Origin of the sequence: Halarcobacter sp., from assembly GCF_963676935.1 — a bacterium.
Lineage (GTDB): Bacteria > Campylobacterota > Campylobacteria > Campylobacterales > Arcobacteraceae > Halarcobacter.
In genome coordinates, this window is sequence record NZ_OY781470.1 from 902,777 (window position 1) to 920,563 (window position 17,787).

The following is a 17,787-nucleotide window of genomic DNA, read 5'->3' on the forward strand; positions in this document are numbered from 1 at the left end:
CTTAACCTAATGCACTTGTAACAGCATCTGTAAATCTTTTTAATCCCTCTTCTAAAATATTATCTTCAATAGTTAAAGGGGGAATAAACTTAATAATCTCACCTGTAGAGCAAGCTCCAATTACAAGTCTATTTTCAAAACATTTTGTTGTAATAGCTTTTGCTGTTGCAGGAGAATCAAATTGAATTGCTAACATCATCCCTTTTTGTCTTACATCAACAACTTGAGAATATTTGTTATCAAGTTCATCTAGCACTTTTCTTACTATTTCGCCTTTTCTTTTTGTTTCATTGTTAAAAGTTTCATCTTTAAAGAATTCAATACCAACTTTCCCTGCTACATAAGATAAACCTTGTCCTCTAAATGTACCTGTGTGTTGACCTGGTCCCCAAGCTTTATCATGTTCTGGTTTATTGATGCACATACCAATAGGAGTACCAATACCACCAAGACCTTTTGCTAAAACAATAATATCTGGGTCTAAATCCATATCATCAAAACTAAAATAGCTACCTGTTCTACCACTTGCACCTTGAATATCATCAAGGATAAGAAGTGCACCAGTATCTTTTGCTAACTTTTGTACAGCTTGAATCCACTCTTTTGAAGCTTCATGAACTCCACCTTCAGCTTGTAATGGCTCAATTAAAAAAGCAGCAGGTGGAACTAAACCAGAACCTGTATGTTCTATTTGTTGTCTCATAAGTTCTAAAGCATGCATATCATTAAAAGTACCTCTAATAATATTGTTTAATGGAACCCCTGAACTACTTCTAAATGCATTATTAGCTGTACAAGCTAATGCTCCTAATGTCATACCATGAAAACCTCTATGGAAAGCCACCACTTCAGTTCTTCCTGTAACTTTTCTAGCTAGTTTTAATGCAGCTTCAACTGCATTTGTTCCCGTTGGTCCTGTAAATTGAAGTTTGTAATCACCCATTCCTCTTGGTTCTAAAATTGTTTTTACGAAAGTTTGAATGAAATCTCTTTTTACATCAGTAAACATATCTAAAGATTGGATTACACCATCATTTTTTATAAACTCTATAATTGCATCTTGCATTTTTTGATTGTTGTGACCAAAGTTTAAAACTCCAGCTCCAGCAAAAAAATCTATATAATCATCATTGTTTTCATCTATCATTACTGCATTTTTTGCAGATTTAAATACCGTTGGTACTGCTCTACAATATGCTCTAATCTCAGATTCGTGTTGTTCAAAAATATTTGTTTCATTTGCCATTTTTTTTCCTTTAAATAAAATATTAGTTTGTTTTAAAATATGGAATGACCCTCTAAGTCAGACTAATTAATAACGTTATTTAATATTTAAGTATATTAAATGGAATTAGCCCAAAATCGCAATTAACATTGTACAGGATCAATTGCGGGGGTCTAACTGGCAGCCATTATGAAGTTTTTATCTTGAATAAGTAAGTTTTGGATTTGTTTAACAGGTCTAGTAAGTATTTCTACTTGTTTGTATAAGTCGATAAGGAGTATGTTAACAACGTGTTTTAACATTGATGATTGGTAACAGAAAAAAAACATCATATCTCCTTTTTTTAATTATATGAAAATAGTAACTAAAATTTTTTTTTTAGTCAAATTTTTTTTGTATAGAAACTGTACAATTATTATGTGATTTTTTGAAACATTTGAGTAGATTTTAACTACAACTTTTTTACAACATTTCAAATAAATTTAATTTTACCCTTGGAATTTTTTTTTAAACTGATATACTTTTGCTTTAAAACAAAAAGCACACTTTTTACATACTTTTGTTTTATATTATTTTGAAAATTTAATTTCGAGGCGAAATGATGGAAGAGCAATTTAGAATTGAACACGATTTTTTAGGTGAAAAAAAGATAGAAAAAGACGCATATTATGGTATTCAAACATTAAGAGCAAGGGAAAATTTTGATATAACTCATACAAGTTTATCTTTATTTCCTACGTTTATAAAATCTTTAGCAAAAGTTAAAAAAGCTTGCGCTTTAACTAACTTTGAGTTAGGTGATTTAAATGATATGCAAAGAGATGCAATAATTCAAGCTTGCAACGAGATAATAGATGGTAAATTTCATGATCAATTTATAGTTGATCCAATTCAAGGTGGGGCTGGAACTTCAACAAATATGAATGCAAATGAAGTTATAGCAAATAGAGCTTTAGAAATATTAGCCAAACCTAGAAGTTCATACGATATTATCCACCCCAATAATCATATTAATATGAGTCAGTCTACAAATGATGTATATCCTACTGCAATTAAACTAACTTTATATGAATTAATCTACAAATTGAAAGATTCACTTAGATATTTAAGAGATACCTTTGATGAAAAAGCAGTTGAGTTTAAAGATGTACTTAAAATGGGAAGAACACAACTTCAAGATGCTGTGCCAATGACTTTAGGGCAAGAGTTTAAAACATATTCTGTAATGATTGATGAAGATATTTTTAGATTAAGAGAAGCACAAGCTTTATTAAAAGAGGTAAATCTTGGAGCAACAGCTATAGGTACTGGAATTAATACAAAACCAGAGTATAGAAGAAAAGTTATTAATAACCTAAGAGATGTAACAGGTGTTGATTATGAAAGTGCCGGAGATTTAATTGAAGCTACACAAGATACTGGTGCTTTTGTTCATATTTCTGGAATTTTAAAAAGAGTTGCTATTAAAATCTCTAAAATATGTAATGACTTAAGACTTTTAAGTTCTGGTCCTAGAGCAGGACTAAATGAAATCAACCTTCCAAAAATGCAACCAGGAAGTTCAATAATGCCAGGGAAAGTTAATCCCGTAATTCCTGAAGTTGTAAACCAAGTAGCTTTTGAGGTTATAGGAGCTGATGCTACTATATCAATTGCTTGTGAAGGTGGTCAATTGCAACTTAACGTATTTGAACCATTAGTTGCATATAAACTATTTACTTCAATTAATATGATGAGAAGATCTTTTTATTCTTTGGCTAAAAAATGTGTAAAAGGTATAACTGCAAATGAAGATGTATGTATGGAAAATATTTTAAATTCAGTTACCTTAGTCACTTGTTTAAATCCTATTTTAGGATATGAAAAAAGTTCAGCAATAGCAAAAGAAGCCCTTGCAACAAACAAAAGAGTATATGATATAATTTTAGAGCAAGAATTATTTACAAAAGATGAGTTAGATGAACTTCTTCACCCTAAAAATATGGTAAGTAATTTTAAAGGATAACGATGAATGTAACTATTATTAATACTGGTGGAACTTTTAATAAAAGATATAATCCAATAAAAGGTAAATTAGAAGTACCAACAGACAATATAGCATTAGATAAAATTCTTGCTTCTTGTCATAATGTTGAATTTGAGATTAAAAATGTGGTTTCAAAAGATAGTTTGGATATGGATGATAATGATAGAAAAACTATATGTGATGCAATAAAAAGTACTGAAAATGATAATATCATAATAATTCATGGGACAGATACTGTTCACTTAACTTCAGCATTAATTAAAAAAGAAAAAATAGAAAAGAAGATTGTATTCACAGGAGCTATGGTACCTATGAGTATTGATACTGTAGAAGCGACTATGAATTTTTCACAAGCATTAGGATTTTTAAATGCAAATGTAGAAAATGGAACTTATATCTCGATGCACGGAGTTGTTGTAGATTCTTCTAAACTTGTTAAAAATAGAGAGTTAGGACAGTTTTTAATTCAAAATTAATTAAGTAACTTTTTTCTTAAAAAACCAAGTAGCTATACTAAGAGTTACAACTCCTAATGCAATCATGGGAACTATTTCCCAGATTGCAATATCCCATGAAATATCTTTTAAAAACACCCCTTTTAAAACTATTAAAAAGTATTTTAAAGCAACAAAGTCTGTAAAAGGTATAAGCCAATCAGGCATATTTTCAACAGGTGTTGCAAATCCTGACATTAAAATAGAGGGTACTAAAAGAACAAAAGCCCCTAATATCCCTTGTTGTTGTGTTGAAGATATGGAAGAGATAAAAAGACCAAACCCCACAATAGAAAATACAAAAGCAAAAATTGCTACTGACAAAATCCAAAAAGAGCCAAGAAATGGAACTTTAAAAAATATAATAGCTGAAAGAAAAATAACAGATGCTTCAATAATGCTAATTACCATAGGTGGAATAGTTTTTCCAATTATCAAAGTCATAGGACTAAGTGGTGCCACTGAGATTTGTTCAAAAGTTCCAAGTTCTCTTTCTCTTGCAACTGATAAAGAGGTTAAAATCAAAGCAATAATCATGGTTAAACTTCCAATTAAATTTGGAAGTATCCACCAAAAATTGTCAAGATTTGGGTTATACCAGTTTCTTATAAATATGCTTTGTGAATTTTTTGAAAAAGTATTGTTTATAATCATTTGAATATAACCTATGGTTATTTGGGAACTATTTGATTTTCTTCCATCTCCTATAATCCCAATCTCTGCTTTTTGCCCTTTATTTAATTTGTTTGAAAACTCTTGAGAAATATCTATTGCTACCATTATTTTTTGAGAGTTTAATTTCTCTTTTAAATCTTTATCACTTTTCAGAAATAACACTTCTGAAAATCTATCACTATATTTTAGTGCACGAACTAATTCTTTACTTTCATTAGAATTGTCTCTATCTAAGATACCAATAGAAACATTTTTTACTTCTAAAGTTACAGCAAAAGCAAAAAGTACTAATTGAATTAAAGGAGGTATAATAATTACAATACGTGAACGTTTATCGCTCCAAATCGCTAAAAACTCTTTTCTTATTAGGGCAAGTAATTGATAAAACATTAATTTAACTTCTTTTTTGTGATTATAAATATTATTGTAAAAAGTACAAAACCTATTAGTAACATCCATAAAGTGTTTGGGACAATGATTTCATAGACATCACCTGTTAAAAATAGAGTTTGTAAAATAGTTGTAAAATAAGTTGCGGGTATAAAGTTTGTTATAACTTGAAGCCAAGAGGGCATACTACTTATTTGAAATATAAAACCAGAAAGTATCATAGCTGGCAAGAATCCAATTATTAATGCCATTTGCGAAGCTACAAACTGATTCTTTGCTAATGTTGAAATCAACAATCCTAAACTCAATGAAGGTATTAAATAAATAGCAGAACTAAGAAATAACATTGTATATGAACCTCTATAGGGTATATCAAACCATAAAAGAGTGATTGAAATACAAATAGTAAGTGATAACATGCCAAGTACAAAATAGGGTAAAAGTTTACCAAGTAAAAGCTCTAAGATTGTAGTTGGAGTTGACATTATAGCTTCCATTGTACCTCTTTCCCATTCTCTTGCTACAACAAGTGCAGTTAAAAGTGTACCAATTAGTGTTAAGATTACAGCAATTGAACCAGGAAGTAAGAAGTAACTGCTAAGTAAAGGTGCATTAAACCAATATCTTGTTTTTATATCTATTAAATCGTTTGTTTTAAGATTTTCATAAGATAACCAATTTTGCCATAATTCTTGGGCATATTTACTTACATATCCTGCGATATTAGGTTCACTTCCATCTGTTATAATTTGGATTTTAGGTTTATGATTTAAGATATCTTTATCAAAACTTGAAGGTATTATTACCATTGCTCTTAAATTTCCCTCTTGAAGGTTTTTTTCAAAAACTCTTCTATCTTTTGAAACAGTAACATTAAAACTTTCACTACTTTCAAAGGCTTTTACTAAACTCGTAGTATATTTTGAAGTCTTTTCTACAACTATTCCTACAGGTATATTTTTAGAATCTAAAGAGATAGCATAACCCATTAAAAATAGTAACATTAAAGGTAAAATTAAAGCAATAATCAAAGCACTAGGGTCTCTAATAATTTGTAAACTCTCTTTGATAAATATTGCTTTTAGTCTTTGAAAATTAGGCATTATCTTCCCTTTTGATTAGTTCAATAAAAGCTTCTTCCATAGTTGCATCAGAAGAGATTTGACTTATTAGATTGTGTGGCGTATCTAAAGCAATAGCTTTTCCTTTGTATATAAGTGCAATTCTATCACAATATTCAGCTTCATCCATAAAGTGAGTAGTAACCATAATAGTCATCCCCTTTTGTACCATTGCATAAATATGGTTCCAAAACTCTCGTCTTGTTTGTGGATCAATCCCTGAAGTTGGTTCATCTAAAAACAATACAACGGGGTCATGCATAACTGCACAAGCTAAAGAGAGTCTTTGTTTGTATCCTAGTGGTAAATTTTTAGAAGCTGTTTTTTTATATTTTTCAAGTTCAAATATTTTTATCATATCTCGAATTTTTTTATTTTTATTTTTACCTTTTAAACCATAAACACCTGCAAAAAATTTTAGATTTTCATATACTGAAATATCTCCATATAAAGAAAATTTTTGAGACATGTATCCAATCTCTTTTCTTGCTTTATATGAAGACTTTTGTAAACTCATACCTAAAACTTCCGCATTACCTGATGTTGGTTCCATAAGCCCACATAACATCTTAAAAGTTGTAGATTTTCCTGCACCATTAGGTCCTAAAAAACCAAAGATTTCACCTTTTTTTATTTTAAAATTAACATTATCTGTTGCAGTAAAATTTCCAAATTTTTTAGTTAAGTTTTTTGCTTCAATTAGATGGGTGTAATCATTATCATCTAATTGCTTCATTTGTTTTGCTAAAAGTGATTCTCCATTGAATTCACCCTTTAAAATATTCATAAAGCCATCTTCAAAGTTTGGTTCAATCTCTTCATATTTACAATTATAAGCTTCAATACTATCAAGTTTAGGAAGCTTGTCTTTATCTTCACATATTAGTTTTACACTATTTCCTAAAATAACTCCATCTTTGATATCTTTATTTTTTAATGCTAATCTTAATGTTTTTCTTCTATCTTTAATTTCCCCTTGAATTTTAAAAACTTTTCCTTTCATTGTATCACTTAAATTTGAAGGAACTCCATTGAAAAGTATTTCTCCTTCATTTAAAAGTATAACTTCATCGCATAATGCAGCTTCATCCAAATATGCTGTACTCCAAACAACAGTAACATTTTCTTCAATTAATTGATTTACTATTGCCCATAATTCTTTTCTTGAAATAGGGTCAACTCCAACTCCTGGTTCATCTAAAAGCAAAAGTTTTGGTTTTTTTATTAAAGCACAAGCTAAACCTAACTTTTGTTTCATACCTCCTGATAAATCCTTTGCTAAAAAAGATTTAAAGTTTTTTAGATTTATAAACTCTAAAAGTTCAGCTATTCTATCTTTTTGTTTTGACTTTTCTATTGATTGTAAGTTTGCATATAGTTGTAAGTTTTCATATACTGATAAATCTTCATATAAACCAAACTTTTGTGGCATATATCCAATCTCTTCTTGGACATTTTTTGCTTCTTTTGGAAGAGAGAAATTTAATACACTTAATTCACCTTCATCTATATCTAAAAGACCAGTCATTAATCTTATTAAAGTGGTTTTCCCTGCACCATCAGGTCCAACTAGACCTGTGATTTTTTTCTCTTTTATATTTAGACTAATATTTGAAATAGCTTTTGTTTTTCCAAAACTTTTTGAAATATTAACTGTTTTAACCAGTGACATAATTAATCTTAATCTAGATCTTGATATTCAATAGTTACAGGCATCCCTTGTCTAATAAACTTATCAGGATTTTCGATAATCAATCTTACTCTATAAACAAGTTGTGTTCTTAACTCTTGAGTTTGGACACTCTTAGGAGTAAACTCTGCTTGTGCAGAGATAAAACTAACTCTAGCATCATAAGGTTTATTTGGCTTACTATCTGTATATACTTTTGCTTTCATATTAGCTTGGATTAAACCTAAATATTTTTCATCAATATAACTTCTAATCCAGAATTCATCAGTAAGAGCTATCTCGAAAATAGGTGTACCCACATCAACAATTGCTCCAATTTCATGGGCTCTTGTTAATATAGTTCCATCACTAGGTGAGATAAGTTTTGTATCTTCTTTATGAATTGCTGCTTCTTCAAGATTTGCTTGTAGGGTTTCAAGTTTCGCATATGCCATTTGTATATCTTGTTTTAAATATCCATTTTTCATCTGCTCATAACTGCTTTTTGCTAAATCAACCTGTGCTTTTGCTTCTTTATAGGCAAATTTATAATCATCAAAAATCTGATCAGAAATAGAATTTGTTTCTTTTAACTTTTTATTTCTTTCATAATCTTTTTTTGCTTTATTTAGTAAAACAATACTTCTATCATATGAAGCTTTTGCTTTGGCTATCTCTTCTTGTCTATATCCATTTTCAAGCTTGTCAATTTGTGCTTTTTGCATTTTTATTTGAGCTTGAATCGCTTTATAGTTTTGTTCATATAAATCATCATTTAAAGTTGCTAAAACCTGACCCTTTTTTACTTTTTGTCCCTCATCAAGAGTTAAATTTTCAATTTTACCAGATACTCTGAATCCTAATGTTACTGTTCTTAAATCCACATTTCCATAAAACTTACTGGTTTCTTCTTTTTTAAAACATCCTGTAAAAAATATAAAAATAATGATTGCTAGGGTATAAATAGTTATTTTTTTCATAAAAAATCCTGTTTTGCGTAAGTGCGTAATTATATCGAAAATGTGTTTATAAATATAAAAAGTGATTATTAATTAAATTATATGATATGAGATAAAAATCTCATATCAATTAAGCTGTTGGATCAGAAAAAGATCTAGTTGATAACTCTTTGTCTATTGTATAAAGTCCATATCCATTATCACCAACTAATTTAATGTGGTCTCTAATCTCTTTCAATGTTGCTTCCTCTTCTACTTGTTCAGTAACATACCATTGAAGTAGGTTATATGTTGCGTGGTCTTTTTCTTTCATTGCAATATCACTTAAAATATTTAAATTTTTTGACATTTTTTGTTCGTGAGCTAGTGCTTTTTTAAATACATCTAAAAGAGAATTATATTCAACTTTTACCCCTTCTATTGAAGGTAGTTTAATCTCTACATCTTGGTCTTCTAAGTATTTAAATAGCTTCATTCCATGGGCAATCTCTTCTTGATATTGAATTAAAAACCAGTTTGAAGAACCATTAAAACCCTCTTTTGAACAATATGCACTCATTCCAAGATATAAATATGCAGAGTGATATTCTTTGTTTAATTGTTCTATTAATGCATTTTGTAATTCTTTACTAATCATTTTTGCTCCTTTTTTGTTGTATGTTTAGTTATAACAGATAAAAGCTAATGATACGATTACATTTATAACTTAGATAGCTTTTTAAAAGTAACATAACTATTTTTTAGATAAAATCCCAAAATATTAATAAGAGTAATTTAAAAGGACAAATATGGCAATTTATACATGTGGGCATACAACACCTGATTCAGATTCTATCTGTTCAGCAATATCTTTAGCTTATCTTTTAAACAAGATTGGAAGAGAAGCAATACCTGCAAGACAAGGAGCAGTATCTCCAGAAACACAGTTTATCTTAGATAAATTTGGTTTTGAAGCACCAGAACTTAAAACTGAGTTTGCTGGTTGTGAATTATTTATAACAGATTATTCAGATAGAGGACAAGCTCCAAAAGATTTAGATGAGGCGACTGTTGTTGGTATTGTTGACCACCATAAATTAGGGGATATTACTACTTCTACTCCATTAGAGTGTTGGATTAGACCAGTTGGTTGTACAAATACAATTGTAAAAGAGATGTATGATTATCATGGTGTTGAAATCCCTGCAAATATTGCTGGTATTATGATGTGTGCAATTCTTTCAGATACTGTTATTTTCAAATCTCCTACATGTACTGAAACAGATATTAAAATTGTTAGAGAATTAGCAGCAATTGCTGGAATTGAAGATTTTGGTGCAGTTGGTATGGAGATGTTTAAGGTGAAGTCTGCTGTTGAAGGTGTACCTTCAAGGGATTTAATTTTAAGAGATTATAAGCCATTTGATATGCACGGTAGTAAGGTAGGAATCGGTCAACTTGAAGTTATTGATTTGGCTATTTTTGATAATGTAAAAGCTGATTTACAAGCTGACTTAGAAAAATTAAGAGAAGAGGAAGGTCTTCATACTGCTTGCTTACTTTTAACTGATATTATGAAAGAAGGAAGTGAGATTTTAGTTTCTAGTGAAGATTCATCAGTTTTTGAAAAAGCTTTTGATTGTAAACTTGAAAATAAAAAAGTTTGGTTAGATGGTTGTTTATCTAGAAAAAAACAAATTATTCCTTTCTTAGAACCAGCCTTTGCATAAAAAAAAGAAGACAGAATTTCTGTCTTCTTTTAAAATAAAATCTACTTATAATCTTAAAATATATTTTTAGTTATTTTAATAATATTTTTTGTTTTTATATTTTAATTTATACAAATCTAATTTAAATATCTTTTCTAGGACTTTAAACTATATGTATGTTACTAAAAGTTATTTAATAAATAATATTATAAATAGTAAAAATAACCTTAAGCCTAAAACTTTATTAAAAGTTTAAATTTAGTAAAATACTTAATTAATCATTTATAGGAACTTTCATGCAAATAAAAACACTCAAAAACTATTTTCGTGTCTCAATGGTAAGTATTACTTTTTCATTATTTTTAGTTTTTTATCTTTTTTCATCATATATTCATACAAATTTAGCAATTCAAGAGAATCAAAAAATATCAGAAGCCTTATCAAAACAAGTCTTCAATTCTATGTATCAAGTTATGAGACAAGGTTGGAGTAGGGAACAATTGCAGGATTTTATTAATGTTACAAAAAATTCATTTGAAGGAAGTTCATATTCTGTTGATATATATAGAGCTCAAAAAGTTGAAGCATTATTTGGAAAAATTGAGCAAGGTCAAATTACTAATGATATAAAAAAGGTATTTGAAACAAAAGAAAAACTTTTTGAATCTGATGAAAAGTCTATGAAGAGTGTCTTACCAATAATTGCAAAAAATGAGTGTTTAAAATGTCATACAAACTCGAAAGAGGGGGATATTTTAGGTGCAGTTAAAGTTGATTATAATTTTGAAGAGATGGTTAACATAACACAAAATAAATATTTACTTTTCTCTTTGATTATTCTTCCAATTATGTTTTTAATAGCTTATTATATCTCTTTAAAAATATTAAAAAGAATTAATTTTGCTATAGAAAATTTCAAAGGAAAAATAGAAAATGTAAACTCAGTGAAAGATTTTAAAAATATTGATACAACACATGCCAAAGATAGTTTCAAAGAGTTTGAACAGATTATGACAGGTTTAGATATTTTAAGTGGAAAATTAAAAAATATTGCAGTTGATAAAAGTATATTGGAGTTTGAGGTTAAACTTCTAGATAAGATGGTAATTACTTCTGATATTATTAAAGATTGGAAAGAATATATAAAAGACTTATTACATGAAATACACAATGTTTTACCTGTTTATTGTTTAATTACTATATTTAAAACTGATGAAGAAAACTATGAAATAGAGATATTCTGGCTTGGTAAACCTGATGAAAATATAAAAAATCATCTTGAAAAAACAGCAATTAATATGATTACTGAATATCATAATTTGACTGTTATTGATTATGCTTTAAAACATAATATTTCAACAGAAGAACACGATTTACAATTAACTATTGATGATATTGAACATGAAGCAAAATCGATACTTTTAGATGCCCCAAGAATTGGAGGAATAGTAGGACTTGGTATTCAGTCAAATACTGAAAAAGATTCAATTCATTCTATTGTTATTGATTCTATCTTAACTACACTTTTAAATCTTGTTGGTTCAATTAAAGCAATAAATAAATATACAGAAAATCTTGAGTTTTATGCAACAAGAGATCCACTGACTGGACTTTTTTCACAAAGAGTATTTAGAGATTTACTTCATTATGAGATAAAAAGGGCTGGAAGACATGAATATAAGTTTGGTGTTTTAGTTATCGATTGTGATAATTTTAAACCAATCAATGATACCTATGGGCATAGTTTTGGAGATGATTTTTTAGTAGAATTTGCCCATCTTCTTGAGAGTTCAAAAAGAGATGAAGATATCCTTTCTAGATATGGTGGAGATGAATTTACTCTAATATTGCCAGAAAGTACAGAAAAAGAGGTTTATACAGTTGCTTTAAGAATACTTGAAAGGGTAGAAAAACTAGAAATAGATGCTCCTGATGGGACTAAAGTTGGTGTTACTGTATCAATTGGTATGGCTATTTTCCCTGATCATTCAACTGAATCAAAAGAGTTATTTAATATAGCTGATGGAATGATGTATGAAGCAAAAAGTCAAGGTAAAAATGCAATAAGATTTCCAAGTGAATATGATATAGAAAAGATACATCAAGATATAGAAGATAAATCTATGATAGTACTTGATGCAATTAAAAATGAAAAAATAATTCCTCACTTTCAACCAATAATGAATACTTCTAATAATACAATAGAGATAAATGAATTACTTATGAGAATTGAGATTGAAAATGAGATTTTAACAGCAGGTAAATTTATTGAAACAGCTGAATCACTGGGAATAGTTCATAAAATGGATTATATAGTAATAGAAAAGGCATTTAAGAAAATAAATGAAACTAACTATACTGGATTATTATTTATTAACCTTTCTCCAAAAGCACTAATTATTGGAGAATTTATAGAAAAAATTGTAAACCTTACACATGTATATAATATTGATAAGAAAAATATAGTATTTGAGATAACTGAAAGGGAAACTGTAAAAAGCTTTTCTTTACTTGAAAAATTTGTACAAAACCTTAAAATGGAAGGTTTTAGTTTTGCTATTGATGATTTTGGTTCAGGTTTCTCTACTTTCCATTATGTAAAAAAATTCCCAATAGATTATATAAAAATTGATGGTGATTTTATTATTAATTTATATAAAGACAAAAAAGATTTAGCTTTTGTAAAATCAATTGTGGCTTTAGCAAAAGAGTTAGAGGTTTTCACAATAGCAGAATTTGTAGAAGATGAAAAAATCTTAGAGTTTCTTAAAAAAATTGAGGTTGATTATGCACAAGGATTTTATATAGGTAAGCCATCAGGTAATTTATCAACAAGAAAATAGTTATGCAAACAGCTATTTTTAAACATAAGGCTCTACCTTTTATTGAGCTTAGGTATGTGAAAAACATACCTGAGTGTTCAAAAATGCATCTACATAAAGAACTTACAATAACAGCCATTAAACAAGGGCAATTAAATATAATCTTAAATGAAAACAATTTTTTATTGAATATTAATGAACTTGCAATAATAAATAAAGATGTTGTACATTGTGCAACTGTGGAAAAACCTTCACAAGATGGTTATGTTTTGTATTTGGATCCACAATTTCTTATTGAAAATGAATTGTCTTCTTTTAGCAGTTTTAAACATATCAAAGAAAAAAAATTGTACGAAAAATTTATAATATTTTGTGATGAACTTTTTGATACACAAATCTCTATAAGAGAAAAAATGGAGCTTTTGTATCTTTTTTGTCTAGAAGTCTTTACTCTTTCAATATCTAAGGAAGAAGATAAAAAGGACACATTATCAGATAAAATAAAATCCTTTATAGATGAAAATTATTTGGAAGATATAAGTTTAGAACAATTAGTAGAAAAGTTCCAAATGAGTGAAATTCACCTAATTCGTATTTTTAAAAAAAGTTTTGGTCTACCAATACATTCTTATATTATTAATAAAAGAGTTCATAAAGCTAAAGAGTTATTGCTATTAAAACTTCCAATTGTTGATGTTGCCTTAAAAAGTGGCTTCTTTGACCAAAGTCATCTAAATAGATCTTTTAAAAGGGTTTTCCAAATCACACCAAAACAGTTTCAAAAAAATATTTTTGATAAATGTTAATTTTGTACAAGAATTAATTTTCATTTTTCTCTATACTTTTATAAAATTAAAAAGGAGAGACTATATGATAAAGAATTTTTTTAATTCAATAAGTATTAAAAATACTAAACTTCTCTTCCTCTAATTTTACCCTTTAACATAAAAAACAATCAATAATAAATTTTACATTTTGGAGAATAAAATGACTTATAAAAAATATAGACAATATCCTATTGTCAAAGATTTCGTACGAACTTGGCCTAATAATCAAATCACAAAAGCACCTATTTATGGAAGTGTAGATTTAAGAGATGGAAATCAAGCTTTAGTAAACCCTTTAAATATAGAACAAAAGTTACAGTATTTTAATACTTTAGTAAAGATGGGATTTAAGCAAATTGAAGTAAGTTATCCAAGTGCTAGTGATACTGATTTTAATTTTACAAGAAAATTAATTGAAGAGAAGCTAATCCCTGATGATGTTGCTATTCAAGTATTAATCCCAGCAAAAAAAGAGTGGATAAAAAGAAGTGTTGAAGCTATGCGAGGAGTAAAAAATGGGATTTTTCATTTATACAATCCGACAAATGAGTTCCAAAGAAGAGTAGTATTTCAAAAAAGTGATGAAGAAATAATCTCTATGGCAGTTGAATCAATGAAATACTTAGTGGAACTTACTAAAGAACTTGAGGGCAATGTTATCTATGATTATTCCCCAGAGAGTTTTTCCCAAACAGATTTAGAGTTTGCTGTGAAAATATGTAATAAAGTAATCGATGTAGTAAAACCAACTATACAAAATAAGATGATAATAAATTTGCCAAATACCCTAGAAGCATGCACTGCAAATATTTATGCAGATAGAATAGAGTGGATGTGCAATAATTTAAACAATAGAAAGTCACTTATAATAAGTGTTCATCCCCACAATGACAGAGGAACATCAGTAGCTTCAGCAGAACTTGCAGTCTTAGCAGGTGCAAATAGAGTAGAGGGAACACTATTTGGAAATGGGGAGAGAGCAGGGAACTTGGACTTAATCAATTTTGCTTTTAATTTACATTCACAAGGAATTGATTCTACCCTTGATTTATCAATTGTTGATGAAGTAAAAAAGATGTATGAGAATTTAACAAATTTAAATATAAATCCAAGACATCCCTATGTGGGAGATATGATTTTCACAGCCTTTAGTGGAGGACATCAAGATGCTATAAAAAAAGGGATTGATTTTTACAGAGAAAACTCTTGCCAAGAGTGGAATGTCCCATACTTACCAATAGACCCAAAAGATATAAAAAGGGGATATGAAGATGTTATTAGAGTAAATTCCCAATCAGGAAAAGGGGGAGTTGCTTTTATCATAAGTGAATTTTTTGGAGATAAGTTAGATAAACAAGAAGCAAAAGAGTTTGGACTATTGGTGAAAAAAAAGAGTGATAAAGTTCAAAGGGAGTTAAGCAAAGAGGAGATTATAGAACTTTATAAGAAGTATAAGAAATAATATTCTCTTGAAGAGGAAAACCTCTTCGCTTTCTTACTTTTGATCTCGAAAAAGTAAGCAAAAAAGACTGCCGAATTGATGAAGACGAAGCTACCTTCCAGTTAAATATTTATTTTCTGCCCTGCAAAACTTACTAAAATGACCATTTAGGTCATTTCTTAACGTTCAAACACTTACGGGCTTTACCAAAAATAAATATCTAACTTCTAGCTTCATCAAAGGCAGAAAGAAATTCCTATAGTTCAAACTATCATTTGTAAATTTACTAAGTAAAAGTTTTAATATAAGACAATTAAAAATGTAAATGTCCTTGTCCCCTCTTTATTCCAACATTTGCAAAAGCCGAATGTTTATTTCTCTTTTCAGAAAAGAGTTACAAAACTCATAAAAGATAAATAATAAATGAGGGTACCCAAAGGGCTTTGATACGGTTGGTGATTTTTTGTTACTTAATCCACACAAAGTAAGAGAAAGCAAAGACTTTTAGATGTTTATGATAATAAATTAAAATTGTGATAATATTTATTAAACTTATTTTAGGATAAATAATGAGATTATATAAGTATATGAGTACAAAAAAATATGTTAAAGATGGAAAAGAAAGAAATTCATTAAAATATATATTTGAAGATAAGGTATTGAGATTTAGTAGTCCTCTTAAATTTAATGATCCATTTGAATTTAAATATTCTATCAAAAACTTAAATCCAAGTGAATCTGATGAGCTTAATGAAACCGTAAATTGTCTAAATACAAATGATAAATTACATTATGCAACTCTTGACTATAGCCTTAAAAGTATAGGAACATTGTGTTTATCAGGGAAAAAAGATAATATTTTGATGTGGTCACATTATTCAGATAATCATAGAGGAATAGTTTTAGAATTAGATGCTGAGCATGATTTTTTTAAAAATAAACTGAATAATTACGAATTAAAGATATTACCATATGGTTTGAAAAAAGTTAATTATGTGAAAGATAGATTAATTTTTGAGGACCTTTCAGCTTTTATGGATGAAAAATTTTATTTAACAAAAAATATAATATGGGAATATGAAGATGAATATAGGATGACGATTTTATTAGATGAAGTAGATGATTCAAATAAGTATAATATAAAATTTCCTACTAATTTAATTAAGGCTGTCTATTTAGGAATAAATATTGATAATAAGGATATTGAATATATAAAAGAAATAAAAAATAATGAAGAATGGAAACATATAAAAGTGTACCAATTTAAACTAGATAATAAGGAATATAAATTACATCCATATGAAATTTTGTTATAATAAACAAAACAAAAAAAGTGAATAACATCATGGAAAGAAAATTAGCAATAAATATACTTGAAACATTTAAAAATAAAAATAAAGATAAGTACGGTATAGAAGCAATAGGACTATTTGGTTCTGTAGCTAGAAATGAAGCTAAAGATTCTAGCGATGTTGATATTTGTATAAAAACTTCTAAAGCTGACATGTTTACCATGGTTCATATAAAAGAAGAATTAGAAGAACTAATGTCAAGCCATATTGATATAGTAAGAGTAAGAGAAAAAATGAATCCTTTTTTAAAAAATAGAATAGAAAAAGAAGCTATATATGTATGACAAATCTTTAGTTTTTGAGATATTAAGTCAAGTAGAAAATTCAATACAAATTACGTTAAAAAGATTTGAAGTAGTTGATGATGTAGATTATTTTACTAATACATCAATAGGTATGGAAAAGCTTGATAGTATTTGTATGCAATTAATCGCAATAGGTGAAAGCTTAAAGAATATAGATAAAATTACAAATAAAGAGTTATTAGAAAAATATCCTCAAATAGATTGGAAAGGTGCAAAAGGCATGAGAGATATTATTTCTCACCATTATTTTGATATTGATGCAAAAGAGATATATGATGTTTGTGATACAAAACTTGGAAATCTATTAGAAACTATAAAACTTATAAAACAAGAATTATAATAATAAAACTTTACAATCTGTAATATTTTTAACCCGCCCATTTTTTCTACGATATAGTTCAAGATCAATAAATTTTAAAGGTACTCTTATGAATGATATATCTAATATAGTAGTTTATAATGATGGAGAATTGGAACTAAAAGTTTCAATGGGAAATAACACAGTTTACCTTAACAGAAATCAATTATCTGAATTATTTGGGCGAGATATAAAAACTGTTGGGAAACATATCAATAATGTTTTTAATGAAGGTGAATTGGATAAATTTTCAACTGTCGCAAATTTTACGACAATCACTAAAAATTCCCATGATAGATTTTTGATAATAGATAAAAAAGAGGTTTATCATCTAGGTGCAAGTATAAAAGACCTTGGTAAAAAATGGTTTGCATTTTCTAAGATAGATATAAGTGCAAATGATTTAATATCAAAACTAGATTAAAAAGAGAAAAG

The 17,787-nt window shown here is 28.1% G+C and carries 16 protein-coding genes; 10 read left to right on the top strand and 6 right to left on the bottom strand.

Annotated features, from left to right (window positions below; translation table 11 throughout):
• Position 1 precedes the first annotated feature (1 nt).
• The gene (locus tag ACKU4C_RS04460; RefSeq protein WP_321314793.1) at positions 2-1,246 is read right to left on the bottom strand and encodes a diaminobutyrate--2-oxoglutarate transaminase; all 1,245 of its coding nucleotides are present in this window, start codon (positions 1,244-1,246) and stop codon (positions 2-4) included.
• Positions 1,247-1,826: 580 nt separating this feature from the next.
• Between ACKU4C_RS04460 and aspA the strand changes: the two genes are divergently transcribed.
• Both aspA and ACKU4C_RS04470 read left to right on the top strand, forming a co-directional pair.
• Positions 1,827-3,230 carry an aspartate ammonia-lyase gene (gene aspA, locus ACKU4C_RS04465; RefSeq protein ID WP_321314795.1) on the top strand — a complete coding sequence of 468 codons (1,404 nt, stop codon included), beginning with the start codon at positions 1,827-1,829 and terminating at the stop codon, positions 3,228-3,230.
• A 2-nt stretch (positions 3,231-3,232) separates the two neighbouring features.
• Positions 3,233-3,727: an asparaginase domain-containing protein gene (locus ACKU4C_RS04470; protein WP_321314797.1), complete on the top strand. Its 495-nt coding sequence runs from the start codon at positions 3,233-3,235 to the stop codon at positions 3,725-3,727.
• Here ACKU4C_RS04470 and ACKU4C_RS04475 read toward each other — a convergent pair whose 3' ends face one another.
• The 5 genes from ACKU4C_RS04475 to ACKU4C_RS04495 all read right to left on the bottom strand — a co-directional run bounded on the left by ACKU4C_RS04475 (position 3,728) and on the right by ACKU4C_RS04495 (position 9,196).
• Positions 3,728-4,810, bottom strand: coding sequence for an ABC transporter permease (locus ACKU4C_RS04475; protein WP_321314799.1), 1,083 nt, complete (start codon positions 4,808-4,810; stop codon positions 3,728-3,730).
• Positions 4,810-5,913, bottom strand: a complete 1,104-nt coding sequence (locus ACKU4C_RS04480; protein ID WP_321314801.1) for an ABC transporter permease — start codon at positions 5,911-5,913, stop codon at positions 4,810-4,812. The genes ACKU4C_RS04475 and ACKU4C_RS04480 overlap by 1 nt, the downstream gene beginning before the upstream one ends.
• Positions 5,906-7,603, bottom strand: coding sequence for an ATP-binding cassette domain-containing protein (locus tag ACKU4C_RS04485; RefSeq protein WP_321314802.1), 1,698 nt, complete (start codon positions 7,601-7,603; stop codon positions 5,906-5,908). Before ACKU4C_RS04485 ends, ACKU4C_RS04480 begins: the two co-directional genes overlap by 8 nt.
• A gap of 8 nt (positions 7,604-7,611) precedes the next feature.
• A complete protein-coding gene (locus ACKU4C_RS04490) occupies positions 7,612-8,580 on the bottom strand; it encodes an HlyD family efflux transporter periplasmic adaptor subunit (protein ID WP_321314803.1) in 969 nt (322 codons plus the stop codon).
• Positions 8,581-8,689: 109 nt separating this feature from the next.
• The gene (locus ACKU4C_RS04495) at positions 8,690-9,196 is read right to left on the bottom strand and encodes a ferritin (protein ID WP_321314804.1); all 507 of its coding nucleotides are present in this window, start codon (positions 9,194-9,196) and stop codon (positions 8,690-8,692) included.
• A gap of 151 nt (positions 9,197-9,347) precedes the next feature.
• Here ACKU4C_RS04495 and ACKU4C_RS04500 point away from each other — a divergent pair, with 151 nt between their 5' ends.
• The 8 genes from ACKU4C_RS04500 (at position 9,348) to ACKU4C_RS04535 (ending at position 17,776) form a co-directional block, all read left to right on the top strand.
• The gene (locus ACKU4C_RS04500; RefSeq protein WP_321314805.1) at positions 9,348-10,268 is read left to right on the top strand and encodes a manganese-dependent inorganic pyrophosphatase; all 921 of its coding nucleotides are present in this window, start codon (positions 9,348-9,350) and stop codon (positions 10,266-10,268) included.
• A gap of 275 nt (positions 10,269-10,543) precedes the next feature.
• On the top strand, positions 10,544-13,090 hold the full coding sequence (locus ACKU4C_RS04505; RefSeq protein WP_321314806.1) for a bifunctional diguanylate cyclase/phosphodiesterase: 2,547 nt from the start codon (positions 10,544-10,546) through the stop codon (positions 13,088-13,090).
• Between the two features lie 2 nt (positions 13,091-13,092).
• On the top strand, positions 13,093-13,875 hold the full coding sequence (locus ACKU4C_RS04510; RefSeq protein WP_321314810.1) for an AraC family transcriptional regulator: 783 nt from the start codon (positions 13,093-13,095) through the stop codon (positions 13,873-13,875).
• A gap of 181 nt (positions 13,876-14,056) precedes the next feature.
• Complete coding sequence (locus ACKU4C_RS04515) at positions 14,057-15,358, top strand: 2-isopropylmalate synthase (RefSeq protein WP_321314812.1); 1,302 nt, start codon at positions 14,057-14,059, stop codon at positions 15,356-15,358.
• A 548-nt stretch (positions 15,359-15,906) separates the two neighbouring features.
• A complete protein-coding gene (locus tag ACKU4C_RS04520; RefSeq protein WP_321314814.1) occupies positions 15,907-16,653 on the top strand; it encodes a DUF2971 domain-containing protein in 747 nt (248 codons plus the stop codon).
• Between the two features lie 29 nt (positions 16,654-16,682).
• The gene (locus ACKU4C_RS04525) at positions 16,683-16,973 is read left to right on the top strand and encodes a nucleotidyltransferase family protein (protein ID WP_013135040.1); all 291 of its coding nucleotides are present in this window, start codon (positions 16,683-16,685) and stop codon (positions 16,971-16,973) included.
• Positions 16,966-17,334 carry a HepT-like ribonuclease domain-containing protein gene (locus tag ACKU4C_RS04530; RefSeq protein ID WP_321314816.1) on the top strand — a complete coding sequence of 123 codons (369 nt, stop codon included), beginning with the start codon at positions 16,966-16,968 and terminating at the stop codon, positions 17,332-17,334. The genes ACKU4C_RS04525 and ACKU4C_RS04530 overlap by 8 nt, the downstream gene beginning before the upstream one ends.
• An 88-nt stretch (positions 17,335-17,422) precedes the next feature.
• Positions 17,423-17,776, top strand: a complete 354-nt coding sequence (locus ACKU4C_RS04535) for a hypothetical protein (protein ID WP_321315923.1) — start codon at positions 17,423-17,425, stop codon at positions 17,774-17,776.
• Positions 17,777-17,787 lie beyond the last annotated feature (11 nt).